Below are 21,368 nucleotides of genomic sequence, written 5' to 3'. Positions count from 1 at the left end.
CACGATTTGGCATAATGGAGAAAGATATTTTGGTTTGTAAGGCAACTATCTATGTATATCTTGCCTTACAGATTTTTTTTTGGTCACTTTTTCAGTGCCATTCGACTAAAGTCCTCACTACAAACCTGATCGATACCTGTAAGAATTTTGCTGCAACCAACTTGTATGCAAATTGCCCGAGGTAATGCTTTGCGTCTCAGTTTGAGTGCCGCTTGTTTTCCAGCTTATGACGTGAATCCGGGAACTTGTGCGCCTCCGGGTGCAGCGCGGTTAATTGATGCTAAAATTATGACGCTGACAGTAAGTTGTGGCGGGAGTTGTCCTTCTCAGATTTTACTGCCCATTTTACTGCCAATTTTATTGCCCATTGGCGATCGCACTTAAAACCTATCGAACTATGAGCGTTATCTTTCACATCACCCGCAGCCAACAGTGGGAAGAAGCAAAACAAGTGCAATCCTATCGCGGAGATACGCTAGATACAGAAGGATTTATCCACTGTTCGACTCTACCGCAAGTTCTGAAATCTGCCAATAAATTTTTTGTAGGACAAACAGGATTGCTGCTGCTGTCGATTGACTCGGAAAAAGTAGAATCTGAACTTAAGTATGAATTTGCCGCCGGTGAGGATTACCCGCACATTTACGGGCCGCTAAATGTGGATGCTGTGTTGCAAGTTTTTGAGTTGGCGGCGGGTGCAGATGGCAAGTTCCAATTGCCGGCAGAGTTAACAGCAAAAGATTAGGTACGTTGTTGGGCTTCAGCCCTCTTATATTTATAAGATAGTAAGCGAACTCGCATCAAAAACTCCATTTACAGTCATACCTCATCTTTCTGATAAATGGTATATAGAAGTCCTCAATCATTTGCATACTTTTTGTACGGGATCTTAAAGATCCAGGTTGACCCGATAGATAGGGGGTAGGCACGGGGGCACTACCCCTACAAATCTTAATCAATCATTTAGGATTGCTATAGCATCTAAAGTATTGCCGATAAATCTTCTAATTTGGAAATTATTGAGCTATTAAAACAGCATGGTGCTAAAATTTGAGCGAGGATATTTTTTCAACATAATGCTTTTCAAATTATTGCCGATCGCCCTGCTATTATTCAGCTATGTCATCCCAATCGATGCAATAGCACAATCGGCGAAACCCAGCAGACAGATAGGGCACGCAATTGATTGCGATAGCGACGGACAACAAGACGACCTCCGCATGGACGATGATGGTGATGGCATACCCGATCGCTGTTTGCTGAACCAGATTAAGCCTGCATTGAATCGGGAAAATTACGATCGAGAATTGAAACAACTTCAGGCTCAACCCTGTCAAAAAGCCACAAAAACGGTCAAAAATATTAGCTACATCATGTGTTCTACCAATAGTGGTAAAACCGTTGTCAGTGCATCGGAAGCCATCGTGGAAGTGGGAGATGGAGTGGGATTTTGGCTAAAAGGCGATCGGGTAAGGGCGATCGTCTTTTTTGGAACGGGTCAAGTTGTTTTCTTCAACCGTGGAGTTTTGGAAGCACAGATATCGGATCGAGGGGGAGTTTCAACTGTTTTTACTGCTGATGAACGGCAGCATTTTGAGAGGCTAGAAAAGAACGGAGTAAATAAAATTTTGCAAGTATTTGGGAGGTAGCAGGTGAAGGATGAAAAGGCAACCATTTAGACTGCTAAAGCATGATATAATCAGAAGATAACGTGAAAATATGACAAGTCTATTTGAGATGTTGCTTCAGTTCTTCTATCATTTGCTTGGCATAAGGAACATCGCCAAGCACTTTGAGCAAATCTTCTAAATCTTGAAGCGCATTTCGGATGTAGGCTGGAGAAGCGTTTTGCTCGAGCGCAATTTGATAAAACTCTCTGGCAGTCGAGAGGTTACCTGCGACGAGGTGATAGAGTGCCTGGTTGAAGATGTTTACGTAATTTGCTGGCTTATTGATGTATTCTTGCTGGGCGAGGCGTAGGGCAATGTCTAAGTTAGCTTTGGCAGCATTGGATTGATTGCTGGCGAGGTAGGTGATGGCTCGAAGGTATTGATACCAATCCTCTTTTGAATCCAATTCAATGGCGCGATCTAAATCTTTTAGTGCCCGATCATATCGACCAAGAATAAGGTAAATGTACCCACGATGCCAAATCGCCGAATCATATTTATGGTCAAGTTCAATGGCGCGATCGAAGTCTTGCAGTGCTTCCTCATATCGCTCCATCAATCGGTACGTTAGTCCCCGATTGGCGATCGCCCAAGTATGTTTAGGGTCAATTTCAATAGCGCGATCGAAGTTTTGTAGTGCTTCCTCATATTGCTCCATCAATAAGTAGCTTTCACCACAACGAGTAAGAAATGGAGAGCTAATCAGGCTTGGATGGGTGTCGATCCTGCTTTGGGCAAGAGACTGCCTCAGCAAGTCGTGCATAAAGCGATAACGCCCTCCGACACGCTGGAGCAATAGCCGCTCTGTGGCGTAGTTGAGAAAACGAGCATAGTTCCAAGGAATTGAGCCAGCACTAGATAAACATAAACGCAGTGTAAAATGCTGAAGGCAAGCAGACCCTCCTTGCCAAGCAATCCATATGAACAAAGCTGTACTCGAAGAAGATACCAGAGTGTATTGAAGAGAAAATGGAGAAACGAATGATTTTCCGTCTAAATGCCTTACAAAACCCACCGCCAAAGTCCATAATGTCGCAAATGTTAAGGTGGTTGGAATAACATTCCGTAACGAGTTCCCAATCCCCTGATTTGCTATGGGCATAATTTCAACCTTATTAATATTCGTTCCCACTTCAGAAGTTAGTAAAACAGTTACTAAACCAATTATTAGATAAATTAGTGCCAATTTAAAATCCCATTTTGGATCGACTAATCTGCGAATTATTCCACCAATTATTAATTGAGTAAAGAAGAGTATAAATTCCGAAGATGACAGCTTGCGTAATACTTTTTTTGGTTTAAGACCCGACAGCGAAATTCGGATAGCCCCAACTGATTTTATGCTCTCCCGATCTTTCCAAACCTCCCACCCTTCTATCAAGCTCCAAAATACTCCCCCCCCCAATCCAAACCAAAACAAACTAGGGCTTGACCATATACCCACTGCACTTAATCCAAAGATTAGCCCCAAAAAAATTCCGATAGTTACGCCATACATCCACTTTTGAAGGGATGTTGATAGCCATATCGGTTGCATTTTCTCGATCAGAAACTCGGTTTCTGAACCTTGCAAAAGCTGTAAGGCCAAAATTTCCAGCCACTTCCGGCTTTGCTCAACGCTAGGAATCTTTCCCTTACGGTAGAATCGACTATCTGTATCCTGCGTCAACATCCGTTGCACATAGGCATCCAGCAACAGATTCAACCGCGCATTTGCCGAAGTCGCCCGGTGCCACTCGATTGGGTCGATCTCTCCATAGGCAAGTACCGCCATTGATAGCAGCAAAGGTCTGCGAATCAGCGCCAACAAATTAGCATCCGCTACTAAACTTTCCGAAAGTTCCGATCGGTTTGCTTTCTGCAAAAAAGTCTGGATTTGCTCATCCGTCAAGTCTTGTAGATAAACCGCACCCTGAAGTTTCAGCTTTTCAGGATAGGCCTCATACTGTTCCCGCCGACAACACAACGCTACCTGCCTGGGACGCAAATCCGAGAAGTTTAACCATTCGTTGATTGCCTTCACGCACTCCTGCTGATACTCTGGGCGCACCTCATCCAATCCATCCAACAAAGGCACTAACTGTTTTTCCGCCAGCCATTGCCCAATTTGCTGTGGAGTAAAGCCATATTTCTCTCGCACCTTGGCAGCTAGCCAATCTGCGATCGACCAGACAGGCCCTGGTTCGGGACGATCGTCACGATGATTTTTCTGGGAAAACCCAGCCCGTCTAGACGCAACCATGCCCCACCTGGAAGTTGCTTCAGGCGCTGTCGGCTGCCAATCGGAAAGATCGACCACGACGGGGATGCGTTGCTGCGAGTCAGCTTCGGCCCTTGCCACGAGTTCTAGGGCTAAGTCTAGCAAGCTGGTAGTTTTGCCCGCCCCCGGTTCGCCCAAAATCAGCAACCTACCCGAACATCGGTCAAATACCTGGGCGATTGTTGTCTCTGGTGGTAATAATTGACTCGGCTGGGCGATCGTCACCTTCACCTCCATGCCCCAAGGACGCACCTGTTCCGGCTGCGTCTCCTTCGATAAATTAAGCTTTACGTGATGGTGCAGTTGTGCCTTCAGTCTAGGTTCAACAAGTTGCCTGACAGCTTCCAGCAAATCCCGATCGGCAGGAGGTCTAACAGGAGTGGGATGATTGTTTACCGTGACTTCCTTGACTTTGCCACGGAAATTGAATATGTCACGTTTGGCATCTTGATCTCCCATACTTAAGATCCACCAAACTTATTCGACCCACCTTCAATCTTTTCAACGTTAAAAATGTCCCGTCCAGCTTTCTGGTTATATGTGCGATCGCCCTCAGTATTCTGATTTTGGATGTTGATAATCTGCTGTGCCACCTGCCGCAACTCTCCTGCAAACACAGGATCGTCCGACATGGCATCATCCAAATACACTTCTAGCCTGTTCAGCGCGGCCGGGGAATTCTCGGTTTCCAACGTTGCGATCGCGGCTTCTGCTTTGGCATTTCCCTGAAATCGGGCAGTGATTTTATCCCGCAGTTTCTTTGCTAAGGCGATCGACCCTTCCACAGTCTTCTTTGCTACTTCCCCAGCCCCGGATTTGGCAAACTCCTGAAACGCCAGATTGAGAATTGCCCCCGCTGCGATCGTCGTTACTGGATCGGTCATCTCTATTCCTCAAAGTCACTGTTTTATTATAGTCAGAAAGCCCTGAAAAAATGTCCCCTCACTTCTTCCTTTTGCCAGATGACAACTCTTAACTGCTCAAACCAAAATCGATAATATTTCGAGTCAGACTGTATGCCGCAATACTTCGGAAAACTCCAAACTACCGAACAGCCTTGGTCAATAATTGGCTCAGTACAATCTATAAGTAAGAGCGATCGCACAATTCACTTCAACTGTACCAATTCCTCCCTCACAATCAGCGTACTCGCCCCAAATTTAATCCGAGTGCGAATGTCCCCGACAGGTGAATTTAAAGATCGATCGCACTCCGTGACTCTCCCAGACGAACAGTGGGAAATTGTACCTTTTGAAGTCCGAGAAACAGACGAAAAAATCGAAATAGAAACAGCACAAATCACAGTTTCTGTCAATCGCGATCGCACTTCCATCGAATGCTTTGACAAATCCGGCAAACCCTTTGCTTGCGACTGCGATCGCCCGATGGGATGGCGCACAGGTGCAACCGCCGCCTGGAAGCGCATTGAAACAGACGAGCATTTCTACGGTTTTGGCCAACGCACGGGCTTGCTGGACAAACTCTCCGAAGTCAAGACAAACTGGACAATTGACGCCCTTGACTACAATTCGCAGACAGACGAAATGTACCAGGCGATCGCATTTTACATCGCCCTGAATCCCGATCGCGCTTACGGCATCTTTTTCAACACCACATTTTGGAGTCAATTCGACATCGGCGCCCAAACACCGGGGGTTTTGCGGATGGAAACCAGAGACACGGAACTCGACTACTACATCATTTACGGCCCCGAACCCGCCCAAATTCTCGCCACCTACACGCAGTTGACCGGCCGGATGCCGCTCGCGCCAAAATGGGCGCTGGGATACCACCAGTGCCGCTGGAGCTACGAATCCGAGGACGTTGTGCGGGAGTTGGCGCGGGAATTTCGCGATCGGGCGATTCCCTGCGATGTCATCCACCTCGACATCGACTATATGCGCGGCTACCGGGTGTTTACTTGGAGCCCCAAGCGTTTCCCCGATCCCGCGAAACTGATTGCAGATTTGAAAGCAGCCGGTTTCAAAGTTGTCACGATTATCGATCCCGGCGTCAAGTACGAACCGGAAGCAGATTACGAAATATTCGATCGCGGTGTGGAAAACGACTATTTCGTCCGCACCGCCGACGGAAAGCTTTTCCACGGCTATGTTTGGCCGGACAAAGCCGTGTTTCCAGATTTCATGCGTGCCGACGTGCGCCAGTGGTGGGGAGAATTGCACAAAAGCCTGACTGAGATGGGCGTTGCGGGTATTTGGAACGACATGAACGAACCTGCGATCGCAGAAAGGCCTTTTGGTGATGGCGGCGAACACATTTGGTTTCCGCTGGATGCACCGCAGGGCCCGGATGACGATCGCGCGACTCACGCCGAAACCCACAATTTGTACGGGTTGATGATGGCGAAAGCTTGTGCGGAAGGGTTGCAGAAATTACGATCGCGCGATCGATCTTTTGTGCTGACGCGATCGGGATTTGCGGGAGTGCAGCGTTACTCGTCGGTGTGGATGGGCGACAATCAATCGCTGTGGGATCATTTAGAAATGTCGCTCCCGATGCTGTGCAACATGGGGCTTTCCGGCGTCGCCTTTGTCGGTTGCGACATCGGCGGCTTTGCGGGGAATGCCACCGCTGAATTGTTCGCGCGGTGGATGCAGGTGGGGATGCTGTATCCCTTGATGCGCGGTCATTCGGCGCTGAGTACGGCCCAGCACGAACCGTGGGTTTTCGGCGATCGCACCGAACGAATTTGCCGCGAATACATCAATTTGCGCTATCAGTTGTTGCCGTATATTTACACGCTGTTTTGGGAAGCTGCAACAACGGGAACGCCGATTTTACGACCGTTACTTTATCACTTTGCGGGCGATCGGACAACTTATCACCTTTACGATCAAGTATTGCTCGGCCCGTCGCTGATGGCTGCACCCGTTTACCGCCCGGGAGTCGAACACCGCGCCGTGTATTTGCCGGAGGGTACTTGGTACGATTGGTGGACGGGGGAATGCGATCGCGGCCCGACGCAAATTTTAGCTTATGCGCCTTTGGAAAGAATGCCGCTTTATGTTAGGGGTGGGGGGATAATTGCGATCGGGCCTGTCAGGCAATTTGTTGGGGAAGAACCAGTTGATTCTTTGAAAATGCGAATTTGGCCCGGAATTGGTGAATGGACGCTTTATGAGGACGATGGACACAGTTTTGAACACGAAAAAGGTGTCTGGGCAACGACTAATTATCAGGTGTATTTGGAAGGGGGAAAAATGATAGTTGAAATTGCGGCGCGGGAGGGGGAATTTGCGATTTCAGAACGCGAAGTTACTGTCGAAGTTGTGGGGATTGGCGAACAGCAATTTACAGATGATGGTACAGTGCGGCGTTTGATATTTTAACTAATACGAGTGGGAAGTCCCGCACTCTATCCGTTTACAGGATGAGTGACGGGATGAAAACGAGCAGCAAAGAAATTGAGCGATAGCGAATCCATGATAGGATCGAACTAACCGGGGATGACAAGAGTAGCCGTGGTGGGCGAACTTTCCGTTGTATAAAGGCTAGACACCACCTATCAGTTTCTGACTGGTAGCCCCAATATCCCGCTAAGCCATAAAAGAGCTGATGGATGGGTGAAAAAATCAACAATTCTACTCCTTGGGACACAGGGAGTCTGCCTCGAAGATAAGTAATTATCTTGCTAGTAAGTACCACATAAAGGTGAGTAAAACCTACGGAGGGAGGATAAGACCAGCTTAGAGATGGCTCGCGTCGAGGCTCTCCCGTTGAAAGAGGAAGCCTGCACTCTATTTGTTTACAAAATGAGTACCGGGTATGTCACGCAAGGTTCTCAACTATATCCGTAGGGACACAGCACTGCTGTGTCCTCCTGTCTCAACCATATCCGTAGGGACACAGCACTGCTGTGTCCTCGTATTGCGATCGAGTTGGCCTGTCCTGGCAATCTTATTATACTAAAAAGACTTTTGCTATAATAAGATTCCGCGACCGCCGTCTTATTTCACTGGAATAACATAAGATAACAAGACCTCAACCTTTGTCCCTCCGTCACCCAATGATGCGATCTGGTCGATACGTCCAACAAATTGAAGGATACAGCGCCTTCATTCCAGCGCCCCTCCCTCCCGAACCGCCCATTAAAATGGACGCAGAGCTTCATCGCTTGCTCTCCAATGCCGATCGCGCTTTGGGAAGACTAGACGGTGCTACCTCTATTTTGCCCAACCCTGACCTGTTCGTAGCGATGTACGTCCGTCAGGAAGCCGTTCTTAGTTCGCAAATTGAAGGAACGCAAAGCACCCTAGAGGACGTACTTCAATATGAAATTGATGTCAAGGGTCAAGAACGCTTTAAAGATGTGCAAGAGGTTGTTAACTACGTTAACGCCATGAACTACGGTTTAAAGCGGCTTCAAGAATTTCCACTTTGTCTGCGCTTGCTGCGAGAAATTCATACAGAATTACTCAAAGACGTGCGAGGAAGCGATCGCACACCGGGAGAATTTCGGAAAAGTCAAAATTGGATTGGCCCTCAAGGTTGTAACCTGGGTACTGCGGCCTATGTACCTCCAACAGTTGCAGAAATGCACCAATCTCTCGACAACCTAGAGAGATTTTTGCACGATACCAATTCTTTACCTGTACTGATTCATTGCGGATTAGCTCACGCTCAATTTGAAACAATACACCCATTTTTAGATGGAAATGGACGGATTGGACGATTGCTAATCACTTTTCTGCTTTGTCAGCAAGGAATCCTGCAAAAGCCTTTACTATACCTCAGTCATTATCTAAAATTTCACCGAATAGAATATTACGATCGCCTGATGGCAATTCGCACTCATGGTGATTGGGAAGGATGGTTAAAGTTTTTTCTTCAAGGTATTTTTGAAGTCAGCCAGTCAGCAACAACTACAGCCCGTTCTATTCTAGAAATGCGCGAAAAACACCGCGAAATAATCGGTCAGCAAATTTCCAGTAGCAGTTATGGTTTGCGCTTGCTAGATATACTTTTTCAGCACCCAATCGTCAATATTCGTTTAGTAGAAAACGAATTGCAATGTAGTTACGCAACAGCTAGGAAAATAGTCGATAAATTTGTAGAAATTGCTTTGCTTGATGAAGTCACAGGTTGGCAACGCAACAGACTTTATCGTTACAAACCTTATCTGGATCTTTTTGAAAGTAGCTACTCACTAATCAATCCTGACAATTCAGATTCTCACTAAAACGCTAGTAAAAATTAACTCTATGATTAAGTATTTCTTGATTAGGTTAAAATAATGATTATCTCCCATATAGCTCTGAAAAATTGGCGCAATTTTCAGTCAGTGAATGTTGATTTGCGCGATCGCGTTTTTCTGGTAGGCCCGAATGCCTGTGGCAAGTCAAACTTTCTCGATTCATTCCGCATCTACAATGATTAACTGATAATCTGTTATAATCTCTATGAAATTTTATTACAACCACATTTACGGGAGAACCCTATCACCTAGCTAATTTGTTGCTTGTCGCTGCCAAAAAATCAGAAAGTTAATGATTGGGAGAGAAATAGAATGTCTACAACAATTGAAGAAATTAAGAAGCAGTTATCTAGTCAAAGTGAGCAAGAAAGACTCGCTGCTTTATCAGAGACTCTCAATTATGGTCAACAAGGTTTAGAACTATTGATTGAACAGTCAATCAAAGATCAATCAGACAGACTTAAACAATTTGCCTACAGAGTTTTTCGGGGTGATAACTCTTATTTGAGGGGAAATACACCCGAAAACTTAACAACTTGCCCAACCGATGTTATTACTTGTCTAGCAATAAGTCCAGGCAATACTATTTTAGTAGGAGGGAGTTGGAAAAAAATTTGGGTATGGGATTTGCAAACAGGGGCACTGATTCGTAGTATTGAAGGACATTCGCACTGGGTTTTGTCTGTTGCTATTAGTCCTGATGGCAATACATTAGTTACCGGAAGTGCCGACAAAAATATTAAGGTATGGAATTTAAAAACAGGGCACCTTATTCATACATTAATCGATCTAAGTTGGCATTCTAGTTGGGTTACTGCTGTTACTATCACTCCTGATGGAAAAACTATTGTGAGCGGTAGCACCACCAAAACCATCAAAATATGGGACTTAAATACGGGGAATTTAAAGGAAACTCTACAAGATCCAAAGGAACTATCTTCCGTTTTGAGCTTATGTATTAGCCATGATGGAAAAGTTATCGCTTGTGGAAGCACTAATAATAAAATCACCTTATGGAATTTAGATAGCGGTAAACTCATACGCAGTATTGAAGGACATTCAGGTTGGATTCAATCTTTAATTATTACTTCAGACAACACAACCTTAATTAGTGGAAGTCGTGATGGTGTTGTCAAATTTTGGCAATCAAAATCTGGAGAAGAGTCTTCAAATCAATCAGGTTCAGTTTTGGGTAAAGGTTTAGTAGATGTAGCAGCTACTGTCGCAGGGTTTTCATTAGGAGGACCTATAGCTGTAGGGGCTTGGGTATTAGGTAGATTGATTGTTAATGGAGCAGCTAATCAAGGTTCTTCTGCACTACCTTTTCAAAATTTAGAATGCACCAAGACTTACCCAAATAATCAATCAATTAATTCTCTAGCTTGTAATGTAAATCAAAATATACTTATAGTAGGTATTTCCAGAGAAATTAAAATCTTTGACTTAAGATATAATTATAATAAAATCATCTACACTTTACCAGAGCAGCCTAATTTTATTAGCTCAGTAGCAGTTAGTTCTAATGGAAAAACTCTTGCTGTTGCAGGGAAAGATTGGGTAACATTGTTGAAGCCAGAAACAGGAAAACCACTTCATGCTATTAAGGGATGTTCTTACCCAAAATTAAGCAAAATTGTTATTCATGATATTTCCCAAGCACTCCTTTGTGGTCAAGTTCAATATTTTACTGTCAAAGCTTTAGACCAGAATAATAGAGAAATGAACCTTAACGATAAAGATGTTGAATGGGAAACTACCGGCGGTAAAATCGAACAGGGTTTATTTACAGCAGGTCAACGGGAAGGAAGATTTGAAGTTAAAGCAAAGATAAGCATTTTTGAGGCTTCTGTCACAATTACTATTATTCAGCCTCCTAGAATCACTGAGATTTCTGTTACTCCTTCTAGCATTACTTTAGAGTTTGGTAATACTCAAAAATTTACAGCAAAAGTTTTAGATCAACGCAAAAATCTCATGCAGGAAACTGTATTATGGGAAGTAAGCGGAGGCGGAACGATTGACAAAAATGGCAATTTTGTAGCTGAAAGCAAGCCAGGAAACTTGGAAATTATAGCTTCGGTTAATTCTATTCGTCGAGTTATCCCAATTACGATTATTGCACCTCCGAAGCTAACAGAACTAATTCTTATATCCTCAACATCTCAATTAAAATTTGGGCAGAGTTTTCGGTTTCAAGTTAAAGGAGTAGATCAGTATGGTGACAGCATACAAACTGGGAGAATTACTTGGTCAACAAGTAGCGGCTGTGGAATAATTGACCAAAATGGCTATTTTTTAGCTGTTAACAAGCAAGGAAATTTTGAAGTTATCGCTTCAGTTAGTTCTATTCGTCGAGTTATCCCAATTACGATTATTGCGCCTCCGAGGCTAACAGAACTAATTATTATATCTTCAATACCTCAATTAGAGTTTGGTCAGAGCTTTCAGTTTGAAGTTAAGGGCTTAGATCAGTATGGTAACAACATACAAACAGGGGAAATTATTTGGTCAGCAAGTAGTGGCGGTGGAAAAATTGACCAAAATGGTAATTTTGTAGCTGGAAACAATGCTAAAGGTAAGTTTAGAGTAACTGCTACTGCAACTGAATACAATATCAGTGCTTTTGCTGAGATTAAAGTAGTTTCTATCTTGAGATATTTATCTGTTTTTCCGAATGAAGTAGCACTTAAACCAGAAGAAAATTTTACTTTTGACGCGATCGGATTCGATCCAGAAAATGAACCAATACAGATTAATCAAGTACATTGGAAATGTACCGAAGGGGGAAAAATTAACGGCAATGGAACTTTTATAGGAGGTTATGAAAAGCGAGAAGTTACGGTTACTGCGACAGTTAAAGGAATTAGTCAATCAGTTAAAGTTACGTTGCTCCCAGTTTTAAGACGATTAGAAATTTCTCCTCAAAAAGTAGTAAAACTTAAGCCTGATGAATGCCAAAAATTTATAGCAGTAGGCTTAGACCAATATAGCAATCGAATAGATACTGGAAAAATATCTTGGGAAGCAACAGGTGGAAAAATTGACAAAACTGGTAATTTTACTGCCGATCGTAATGCGAAAGGTACATTTAAGGTAAGAGCTACTGTTACTGAAATATCTGAATCGGGGGTAAGGGCTAAACTCTTAATCTTGGGAATATACATGAGGCTTTTATATCGTGTATTTTCATTTATTAATTTTACCCAAAGTAATTTTATCCTCAAATCGGCTGTCGAGCTTGTAAAAACTAATTTTACGACTGGTGAACAAACAGAAAAAGCCGAAAATATAGAAACAGATTCGACAAATGAAGCAACCGAGATTCTTGGTTTTGATATAGAAGCATGGTTACAGAAAAACATCTTTAAGATTGTCGCTCGGATTCTCGACTTGGCGGGTCAACTATTTATTAATGCAGCTAAAATTAGTGCTTCTGTTGAAGTTGTTGTAGTTCCTGTATTGAGACGATTAGAAATTTATCCTAAAGAAGCACAGCTTAAACCTAATCAGAATTTAACTTTTAGTGCGAAAGGATTTGATCAGCAAGGGGATCTGATGATGCCTGGAAATATCATCTGGCGTGCAACAAGTGGCAAGATAAATTCAGATGGTAAATTTATCGCTGGAAAAAGTATCGGTCAAGTTACAATAACTGGCAATTTTGGAGAGATTTGTAGTTCTGCATTTATAAATATAGTTGAGCATCAGAAATTAACACTGCCACGATTAACACTTCTACCCAATCCTGCACCTACAGAGACAGTTGATAGGGATGATGAACAAGATGATGATAACAATGATTTAGATGACAATGATTTAGATAACAATGATTTAGATGACAATGATTTAGATAATGATGATTTAGATAATGATGATTTAGATAACGATGATTTAGATAACGATGATTTAGATAATGATGATTTAGATAACGATGATTTAGATGATTATACCAATCAAATTCATTTGAAGTGTGTAGCTTTAGAAGATTATTTAGCTGACAATGATTTAGCTGACAATACTAATGATCCTTGGGATTCAATAGATTTAGAGGATAATTTGAATGACGATAATTCTGAGGATAATAGTGTTCATGGGTTTAACAAGAACTCGATTTTTTACAATGGTTATAGTATCAATGAGGATGAAGACATAATCAATGAGGATGAAGACATAATCAATGAATATGAAGATACAAATTATTGTTCTAATCGCTATAAGCTTACTGTGAAAGTTGCTATTTGTGGCAGGAAAAAACGTCATCAAAGTCGTGAAATTACAGACAAGGACGCTGTAATAGAAGCAATTAAAGAAATGTCAGAAGAAATATCACAACTAAATATTGCTGCTTTACCAAGTGAGATGTCCAATTTATAAAAAAAATGAAATTTAAAAAATGTCCTAATAATTGAGAGATGAATAATTTTTTAATCGCTCAATAAAATACTTGAATCAACATAGTAAACTAACTAAGGCATTTAATTTTGTTAAATGCTTGGCAAACAGTTAGTGACTACTGTTACAATATACCGTCCGGGGATGAGTAGACCCGACACCTACCCACAAACTATGCAGCCCATTCAAATTACCACATTCCAAGCTCTGCGGCGCAGTCTCGGCCTCATCATCAAAGCCGCACCGATCGAACTTCGCAATTTGATCGTACTCAACATCGTTCGTGGTGCAGCCCCATCTGGCGTGCTATTTTTAGATAAATTAATCATTGATGAAGTATCTAAGCTGCTGTCGCAAACCCGAACAGCACAGCCCTTAACTTTGATGCTTTCCCACCCAATATTGCTGTGGAGTATTGTCGGAGTCTTAACTCTCAAGTTAGTCAGCGATTCTATCGAAACCATGAGTTCATTTGCAGCAACATCTTTGCGCGATCGCGTGCAAGGCGGAGTTGAAGGAAAAGTTCTCGAAAAGGTCGCCAATTTCGACGATATCGCCCTGTTTGAAAACCCCGAACTATTAAATATATTAGAACTTGCCAAAACCGGAGTTAAACAAGTACAGCAACTAGCATTCACCATCAGCATGACAATCACGGGAATTTGTATCTTCATTCCCTCCATCGGCCTGGCTGCATCAATAGCTTGGTGGGTTCCGGTGGTGATGTTGGTTTCATCACTGCCATCAATTCACATTCAAAGAAAATATCTCAAAATTATTTGGAGAGTTCAAAAAAAGCAAGCTAAAATAACTCGCGAGATGAACTTATCCGCTACGGTATTGACAGGGGAAGAATATGCTAAAGAATTGCGTTTGTTTGGCTTGCAGGAACTTTGGCTGAAACGGTGGCAAGGTCAGTTTGTGCAGTTTTTTAGCGAAATGCAGCAAGTGCGAAAAAAAGGAGCGATTGCTGTACTTTTGTGGTCGATATTTAGTAGAATAGGTGTAGCTTTGCCCTTTGTTTATGTGGTGATGGGAGTTTTGGGCGGGCGCTATACTTTGGGCGATTTGGCACTTTATTCGGGTTTGATTGTTCAAGTAGAGACGAGTTTGCAATTGCTGATTGGGAATTACACTAATTTGTACGATATTTCCCTCGGCGTCAGTCCGATTTTTCAACTTTTGGATCTCCAACCAGAGTTGCAGTCTCCGCTTGTAGATGTGGCTTCTCGCTTGCCTAGTTTACCAGATGGCGGGCAAGATTCGGACCCCACAAAAGATAAAATTGCGATCGAGATTAAGGATTTATCTTTTTGCTATCCCGGTAGCACTAAAAGCAGGATCGCAAATATCGACTTAACAATTAATCCGGGTGAGATGCTTGTGCTTGTTGGTGAAAATGGCGCGGGTAAAACCACCCTTGGCAAACTCCTCGGCAGACTGTACGATCCGACAAGTGGTTCGATCGCCTGGAATGGCAAAGATTTGCGATCGTACTCTCTAGCATACGTGCGATCGCGCATCGCAGTTGTCATGCAAGATTACGCCCGTTTCCCCTCCACAGTCCGTGAAAACGTCGGTTTCGGCGAGTTGCTTTCCCTGTCAGATGACACCGCAATTAACGAAGCCCTGAACGAAGCAGGAATTGCAGCTAAAGTCAACAGTTTAGAACAAGGTTTAGAAACGCCTTTAGGCAAACAACTAGAAGACGGCATCGACTTATCGGGGGGACAGTGGCAAAGAATTGCGATCGCCCGCGCCTTAATGCGGCTTTCTACAGCCGAAGTCCTAATTTTTGACGAACCAACCGCCGCCCTCGACCCCAAGACAGAACACGAAATTTACAGCATCTTCCGGCAAATCGCCGCCGGGAAAACCACAGTAGTCATCAGCCACAGGTTGGGATTGGCCAAAATTGCCGATCGCATCGCCGTGATGGAAAACGGTAAAATAGTCGAAATCGGAACTCACGACGAATTGATAGAATCAAATGGAATTTATTGTTCCATGTTCACCCGTCAAGCTAGCAGCTATATTTAGTTATTGTGAGATTAATTTTATTAGGTACAAACATAATTCCTGTAGGGGCGGGTTCACCAAAAATCTCCAATTCCCACCGAAAATCTACACAAACCCGCCCCCTCTCAACGAGAAATCCCCATACACAATCACCCCCAAACATCGGGTGTGGGCGGGTCGATCGAGATTGTTTGTTACCGACAAATATTGTTGGCGAACCCGCCCCCACGGAAAACTGGTAAGGTGCGCCGCCAGCACCATACTAATGACTGATAACAAATAACAAATAACAAATAACAACTGACTATCTTCCAGTCAACGTATCCGCATAAGGATCGGGCAAAGCTTGCTGCACCTCCAAAACTGGCAAAGGAGCTCCAATCGGGCTACTATTCAAATTTTTTTTTAGCCCATCCCCCTTGCGATCGCGCTCTTGCAAATGAGATAATTCCTCCTGATAAACAGCAACAATCCGCGCCAAACTTCCCGCCAAATCATCCCAATTATCATCCGAACCCAACTTCTCCGAAATTCCCTCAAATAACTCTCCAGCTTGCCTCTTTTGCACGTAAGCCTTCAACAGCTTTCCCGACTTTTGCAAAACCGCTTGATAAATCTCCCCATCCGACCACCACAGCCCCTGTTGGCTCAGCAGCCAAGTCAAAATATACTCGCGAGCGTGTTGCTCCTTCACCCATGCCGCGAGATACTGCAAATCTTCCATAGTAATTACAATCTCCTGATTTTTACCCAAAATTTTGGCTAATTTGTATCTATCGTTACTGCGATCGATTAAATATCTGCCTTATTATCGCGCACCGATCTCTTTAATATCCCTTAAATCTTAAAAAAACCCTACTGATTCGGCAAACAGCAATTTTTAGAATATAAAAATACACTTAAACCGACATAAAGTCTATTGTCCGATACTTTCTGTCCACAGGAAAGCGCTACACCCCGCCTCGCTTTCCTCTCTCGCAAACCTATCATCAAACGGAACCAGCGGATTATTTAGCATGACAAAGCAAAATTTTGGTTTAATCGGTCTAGCAGTGATGGGCGAAAACCTAGCGCTGAACGTCGAAAGCAGAGGCTTCTCCGTAGCTGTGTACAACCGCACAGCAGCCAAAACCGACGAGTTCATGGCAAAACGCGCCCCCGGTAAAAACATAGTAGCTGCGAAGACTCTCACAGAATTCGTCGATGCCCTCGAAACCCCGCGCCGCATCTTAGTTATGGTGCAAGCTGGCAAACCAGTCGATGCAGTCATCGAGCAGCTCAAACCAATGCTGTCAGCGGGTGACATGATTATTGACGGCGGCAACTCTCTCTACGACGACACCGAACGCCGCACCAAAGATTTAGAAGCAGCCGGACTGGGATTTGTCGGTATGGGCATCAGCGGTGGCGAAGAAGGCGCCCTAAACGGTGCTAGCTTGATGCCCGGTGGCACCCACGCTGCATACGGCATCCTAGAGCCAATTCTCACCAAAATAGCGGCTCAAGTAGATGACGGCCCCTGCGTTACATTCATCGGCCCAGGTGGCGCCGGTCACTACGTGAAGATGGTGCACAACGGCATTGAATATGGCGATATGCAGCTCATTGCTGAAGCCTACGATTTGCTAAAAAACGTCGGTGGACTCAGCGGTCAAGAGTTGCAGGAAGTGTTTGCCGAATGGAATACCACGGACGAACTCAACTCGTTTTTGATTGAAATTACGGCTAATATTTTCAAATACATTGACCCGGAAACTAAGCAACCCTTAGTTGAGGTAATTATGGATGCCGCCGGTCAAAAAGGTACTGGTCGCTGGACTGTCATGAGTGCTTTGGAATTGGGCGTGAGCATTCCCACAATTATCGCTGCTGTGAATGCGAGAATCATCTCTTCTTACAAAGCAGAGCGGGTCAAAGCTTCGGAACAACTGACGGGCCCTACCACCAAGTATGAAGGCGATCCTAAGGAGTTTGTGAACAAAGTTCGGGATGCGCTTTATTGCTCGAAGATTTGCTCCTATGCCCAAGGTATGGCGCTGTTGAGCGCAGCCTCGAAGTCCTACGGTTATGACTTGAGTTTGAGCGAAATTTCCCGCATTTGGAAGGGTGGCTGTATCATTCGCGCTGGCTTTTTGGACAAGATTAAAAAAGCTTTCAAGGACGATCCCGCACTGCCGAATTTGCTGTTAGCACCGGAGTTTAAACAGAGCATTCTCGATCGCCAATCAGCTTGGCGCGAAGTGTTGTCTACCGCTAGCCTGCTGGGTATCGCTGTACCGGCCTTCAGCGCGTCCCTGGACTATTTCGACAGCTACCGGCGCGATCGACTCCCGCAAAACCTGACACAAGCTCAGCGCGACTATTTCGGCGCTCACACCTACGAGCGCACCGACAAACCGCGCGGTGAATTCTCCCATACTGAGTGGACTCAGATTCCTGAATAGTCTGTGTAAACTGGTTAATTAATGCTTGTAGGGTGCGTTTCGACTCACCCTACGCATTAATTTGGGGTTGCAAATTGTTTTGACGTTTGTTTTTGAGATAGCTTTTAATATATTCGTCGTTAAAGAGCGATCGGGCGATCGTGAGTGCTTCTTCTCTTTCTGCATCGGTCATGTAATCATCGCCTTTTAAACCTGATGGCGGGTGTCGGGGATCGCCGCCTGCATCCAGGAATCGCTGACGGGCGTTAGCGAAGCCCTCGAAGAGGATCGCCATTAATTCTCCCAATCTCCGGTCTTGTTCTATTCTGATATCATGCGGTTTCGTCATAGTCTTCAACCTCGTCTATACGAACAACTCGCGACTTTGTAGTATAGCAGCCCTTGGTAAAACTCGACTAGGGGTTTCGATGTACCAAAATCCCTTTTCTTCATCATATATTCTCCATCTCAACAAGTCGAGAGTTTCCAGGGCATTGATAATTAAGTATTGAACTCCTGATGATGGCATGGGTCGATCGAGTTTAGTTGAGCCTGTACCGATCAAATCTGGTACAATTATAACTCCTCCTTTAAAATAAATGTAATTTCATGAAATCTTTTATAGTAAGAGCCGCTGGCATTATCGGTGATATTGCAGCATTGGCATTTGATACATTGAAAGAAGAAGAGCAAAGAAAACGTTTATCAGACAGTGGTATTCTGGAAGTGGATACAATGACTGGCAAAGAGTTTGAAAATTTTCTATATGTCCATTTTAGACAGTGTGGCTATAATGTTAATTTAACTCAAGACAGTCAAGATTATGGAGCCGATCTAATTTTGTACAAAGATGGCTTAAAAACTGTTGTTCAAGCGAAAAGAAGCAAGAATCCAGTTGGGATTAAAGCAGTTCAAGAAGTAGCCGGAGCCGTCCGACATTACAAAGGAAATAAAGGCAGAGTAATCACCAACAACAGATTTACAGAAAATGCTTACAAACTTGCTAAATCTAACGACCTAGAGTTATGGGATAGGAAAAAACTAATCGAGTTTATACTCACAGCTAAGAATTGTAAATGAATCATGCTACAAATTTCTAATACTGTGTTCATTCCAGATGGCGAAATCGAGATTAGCGCCATTCGCTCCCAAGGCGCGGGCGGGCAAAATGTCAATAAGGTAGCAACCGCTATTCACCTGCGTTTTGATATCCCAGCTTCTTCATTACCCGATCGCTACAAAGAGCGCTTGTTACAAATCAATGACAACCGCATTACCTCCGAAGGTGTGATTGTCATTAAAGCACAGGAACACCGCAGTCAGGAACAAAACCGCGAGGAAGCGTTGAGACGGCTGCAAGAATTGATCAAAAGTGCGATCGTCATCCCCAAAAGGCGCAAACCCAGCAAAGCGACTCGCAGTTCCCAGCGCAAGCGTCTTGACAGCAAAACCAAGCGGGGTCAGATTAAGGCTCTGAGAGGGAAAATTACGGATTGAGGGAGCAAAGGGCTCCCAGGTACAGGTACGTAGTTGCGCTTCAGCGCTCTTTCCGATATCCCAAAAAGAGCGCTGAAGCGCAACAACGTACCTAAGAATTAACTCCTATGTTGTGCCAGTTGCGATCGACCTTTTTGACTTTTTAGTTGTCAGTCGGGATTTGGTGCGCCCAAGTTGTCAGGTAAATCGTTAAGTGTTTTTCCCAAAGCTTTGCACAGGGCTTTCATTTGAGCAATAGTCAATTCGGGTTCGTCTAATCCTCGTTCCCACTTGCTAATGGCTTGCTGACTTAAGGTTTTTGTGCGGGTTTTGTCGGGAATTTGTTTTGCTAAGGCCGATTGCGACAAACCAACAGCCTCCCGCAAGATTTGCAGTGCTGGTATATTTTTCGACTCTTGAGTTTGTTTATTTCTGGGCATATCATAAAAATTCACAACCAAAGTTGTTGACAAATCAAATATTTACAACTATGGTTGTTTAAGTAGAGACAACAGAAAGGCGGCTCATTTAGCCGGACGGTGAAAACACTTTGGTTTATAGCGAGCTGCCTTATTTGTAGTTTCTACCAATTATGCCTGCTTGACACTCCCGGGCCTAAAGGCACGGGGATTCTTTGATCTACGACATGACTTGCTTAAACAGGATTTCTCCAGTTAAAGTAGAGGACTCATCTCCCAAAGCGTTGCTTGCATTTAATGCAAAGGTTCCGGTATGCCCTACCGTACCCAATCCTCGACTGAGGATATTTCTAGCTGCATTGAAATCTCTATCCATTACACAACTACATTTACAAACGTGTGTTCTGGTAGATAGCGTTTTCTTCACAATTGCACCGCAACTAGAGCATTCTTGGCTAGTATATTGCGGATTTACCGCAACCGTTACTTTCCCAAATACTTTGGCAAAGTATTCAATCCAGATCCGGAACTGATACCAAGAAGCGTCGTTAATCGACTTAGCCAGACAGTGATTTTTTACCATATTTTTAATCCTCAAATCTTCGTAGGCTATCAAGTCGTTTGACTGAACTACGCACCGTGCTAATTTGATTGCATGGTCTTTGCGCTGCCTACTTATTTTGAGGTGGCATTTTCCTAAAATCTGTCTAGCTTTGCCTCGATTCTTTGAACCTTTAACTTTTCGACAAATACGACGTTGACAACGCTTGAGGATTTTTTCGCCTTTGCGGAGGAATCTCGGATTTTCAACCATCACTCCGTTGGAATCGGTATAATATTCCTTCAGTCCTACGTCTAACCCAATGGTATTTCCCGAGGGTTCTATGTTTTCTTTTCGGTCAACATCAACGCAAAACTGAACGTATACGCCCGAAGCCCGTTTCACCAATCTCACCCGTTTTATTTGGTTGAAGGAGTAGAAATGTAAGTCTCGTGTTCCTTTTAGTTTAAGCTTGCCAATTCCTTTTTTGTCGGTGAATTTGATTGACTTTCGATCGAGAGCTAGTTTCCATCCAGTTGACTTATACTCAACTGAGCGACAATCTTTCTGGAATTTTGGATATCCTTTTTGACCAGGAACTCCTTTCTTGCAGTTATCATAAAATCGGGAGATAGCAGACCAGGCTCTTTCTGCACTGGCTTGTCTTGCTTGAGAGTTAAGTTCCGAAGCAAACGGAAATTCATGCGCCAGTACCGCACAGTATTTGTTTAAATCGTACTTATCTATTTTCCGGTTGTCCATCCAATAGCGCAAACAACTATTACGGACAAATTGAGCTGTACGAATTGCTTCATCTACTGCGGCAAACTGACTCTTATTTCCGTAGGCTTTAAACTCAAAAACTAGCATGGCATTTACCTCCTACGTTATGCTAGACTTCCTAGCACAAAACTGACTGTGTTGCAACAAAGATTTACAATTAAAGCCGTCCT

17 protein-coding genes are annotated in these 21,368 nt (G+C 43.8%); 11 read left to right on the top strand and 6 right to left on the bottom strand.

All coding sequences use genetic code 11. From position 1 onward, the window contains the following. The first annotated feature begins 147 nt into the window (after positions 1 to 147). The 3 genes from QZ918_RS09920 to QZ918_RS09910 all read left to right on the top strand — a co-directional run bounded on the left by QZ918_RS09920 (position 148) and on the right by QZ918_RS09910 (position 1,649). Positions 148 to 384: a hypothetical protein gene (locus QZ918_RS09920; RefSeq protein ID WP_366664977.1), complete on the top strand. Its 237-nt coding sequence runs from the start codon at positions 148 to 150 to the stop codon at positions 382 to 384. A 13-nt stretch (positions 385 to 397) separates the two neighbouring features. After that, complete coding sequence (locus tag QZ918_RS09915) at positions 398 to 745, top strand: DUF952 domain-containing protein (protein WP_293334092.1); 348 nt, start codon at positions 398 to 400, stop codon at positions 743 to 745. Between the two features lie 331 nt (positions 746 to 1,076). Continuing rightward, positions 1,077 to 1,649 carry a hypothetical protein gene (locus QZ918_RS09910; protein ID WP_293334089.1) on the top strand — a complete coding sequence of 191 codons (573 nt, stop codon included), beginning with the start codon at positions 1,077 to 1,079 and terminating at the stop codon, positions 1,647 to 1,649. 79 nt (positions 1,650 to 1,728) lie between these two features. Here QZ918_RS09910 and QZ918_RS09905 read toward each other — a convergent pair whose 3' ends face one another. Both QZ918_RS09905 and QZ918_RS09900 read right to left on the bottom strand, forming a co-directional pair. After that, positions 1,729 to 4,389, bottom strand: a complete 2,661-nt coding sequence (locus tag QZ918_RS09905) for a tetratricopeptide repeat protein (RefSeq protein ID WP_293334086.1) — start codon at positions 4,387 to 4,389, stop codon at positions 1,729 to 1,731. A gap of 2 nt (positions 4,390 to 4,391) precedes the next feature. After that, on the bottom strand, positions 4,392 to 4,814 hold the full coding sequence (locus QZ918_RS09900; RefSeq protein WP_293334083.1) for a hypothetical protein: 423 nt from the start codon (positions 4,812 to 4,814) through the stop codon (positions 4,392 to 4,394). A 132-nt stretch (positions 4,815 to 4,946) separates the two neighbouring features. Between QZ918_RS09900 and QZ918_RS09895 the strand changes: the two genes are divergently transcribed. The 5 genes from QZ918_RS09895 to QZ918_RS09875 all read left to right on the top strand — a co-directional run bounded on the left by QZ918_RS09895 (position 4,947) and on the right by QZ918_RS09875 (position 15,577). After that, a complete protein-coding gene (locus QZ918_RS09895; protein ID WP_293334080.1) occupies positions 4,947 to 7,280 on the top strand; it encodes a glycoside hydrolase family 31 protein in 2,334 nt (777 codons plus the stop codon). A gap of 677 nt (positions 7,281 to 7,957) precedes the next feature. Then, positions 7,958 to 9,130, top strand: a complete 1,173-nt coding sequence (locus tag QZ918_RS09890; RefSeq protein WP_293334077.1) for a Fic family protein — start codon at positions 7,958 to 7,960, stop codon at positions 9,128 to 9,130. Positions 9,131 to 9,184: 54 nt separating this feature from the next. Continuing rightward, a complete protein-coding gene (locus QZ918_RS09885; RefSeq protein ID WP_293146313.1) occupies positions 9,185 to 9,328 on the top strand; it encodes an AAA family ATPase in 144 nt (47 codons plus the stop codon). 129 nt (positions 9,329 to 9,457) lie between these two features. Then, positions 9,458 to 13,519, top strand: a complete 4,062-nt coding sequence (locus QZ918_RS09880) for a beta-propeller domain-containing protein (RefSeq protein WP_293334075.1) — start codon at positions 9,458 to 9,460, stop codon at positions 13,517 to 13,519. A gap of 192 nt (positions 13,520 to 13,711) precedes the next feature. Then, the gene (locus QZ918_RS09875; protein WP_293334073.1) at positions 13,712 to 15,577 is read left to right on the top strand and encodes an ABC transporter ATP-binding protein; all 1,866 of its coding nucleotides are present in this window, start codon (positions 13,712 to 13,714) and stop codon (positions 15,575 to 15,577) included. A gap of 283 nt (positions 15,578 to 15,860) precedes the next feature. Here QZ918_RS09875 and QZ918_RS09870 read toward each other — a convergent pair whose 3' ends face one another. Further along, positions 15,861 to 16,280, bottom strand: a complete 420-nt coding sequence (locus QZ918_RS09870; protein WP_293334069.1) for a hypothetical protein — start codon at positions 16,278 to 16,280, stop codon at positions 15,861 to 15,863. Positions 16,281 to 16,572: 292 nt separating this feature from the next. On the opposite strand from QZ918_RS09870, the gene gnd reads away from it, so the two are divergent. Continuing rightward, positions 16,573 to 18,000 carry a decarboxylating NADP(+)-dependent phosphogluconate dehydrogenase gene (gene gnd / locus QZ918_RS09865; protein ID WP_293334066.1) on the top strand — a complete coding sequence of 476 codons (1,428 nt, stop codon included), beginning with the start codon at positions 16,573 to 16,575 and terminating at the stop codon, positions 17,998 to 18,000. A 49-nt stretch (positions 18,001 to 18,049) separates the two neighbouring features. On the opposite strand, the gene QZ918_RS09860 is transcribed toward gnd, so the two are convergent. Then, positions 18,050 to 18,328 carry a hypothetical protein gene (locus tag QZ918_RS09860; RefSeq protein WP_293334063.1) on the bottom strand — a complete coding sequence of 93 codons (279 nt, stop codon included), beginning with the start codon at positions 18,326 to 18,328 and terminating at the stop codon, positions 18,050 to 18,052. A gap of 260 nt (positions 18,329 to 18,588) precedes the next feature. Here QZ918_RS09860 and QZ918_RS09855 point away from each other — a divergent pair, with 260 nt between their 5' ends. Continuing rightward, positions 18,589 to 19,059 (top strand): restriction endonuclease, encoded by a 471-nt coding sequence (locus QZ918_RS09855; RefSeq protein WP_293334060.1) that lies wholly within the window; start codon positions 18,589 to 18,591, stop codon positions 19,057 to 19,059. A gap of 3 nt (positions 19,060 to 19,062) precedes the next feature. Then, positions 19,063 to 19,476: an alternative ribosome rescue aminoacyl-tRNA hydrolase ArfB gene (gene arfB / locus QZ918_RS09850; RefSeq protein ID WP_293334057.1), complete on the top strand. Its 414-nt coding sequence runs from the start codon at positions 19,063 to 19,065 to the stop codon at positions 19,474 to 19,476. 149 nt (positions 19,477 to 19,625) lie between these two features. Here the strand turns inward: arfB and QZ918_RS09845 are convergent, their stop codons facing one another. Beyond that, positions 19,626 to 19,895, bottom strand: coding sequence for a helix-turn-helix transcriptional regulator (locus QZ918_RS09845; RefSeq protein WP_293146297.1), 270 nt, complete (start codon positions 19,893 to 19,895; stop codon positions 19,626 to 19,628). A gap of 199 nt (positions 19,896 to 20,094) precedes the next feature. After that, entirely contained in the window at positions 20,095 to 21,285 is a 1,191-nt protein-coding gene (locus tag QZ918_RS09840; protein ID WP_293146295.1) for an RNA-guided endonuclease InsQ/TnpB family protein, read from the bottom strand. Positions 21,286 to 21,368 lie beyond the last annotated feature (83 nt).

This window comes from Microcoleus sp. CAWBG58 (assembly GCF_020883045.1).
In the GTDB taxonomy this organism is placed as follows: domain Bacteria; phylum Cyanobacteriota; class Cyanobacteriia; order Cyanobacteriales; family Microcoleaceae; genus Microcoleus.
Note: the sequence above shows the minus strand (reverse complement) of the source record. Positions and strands in the feature narration are given on the sequence as shown.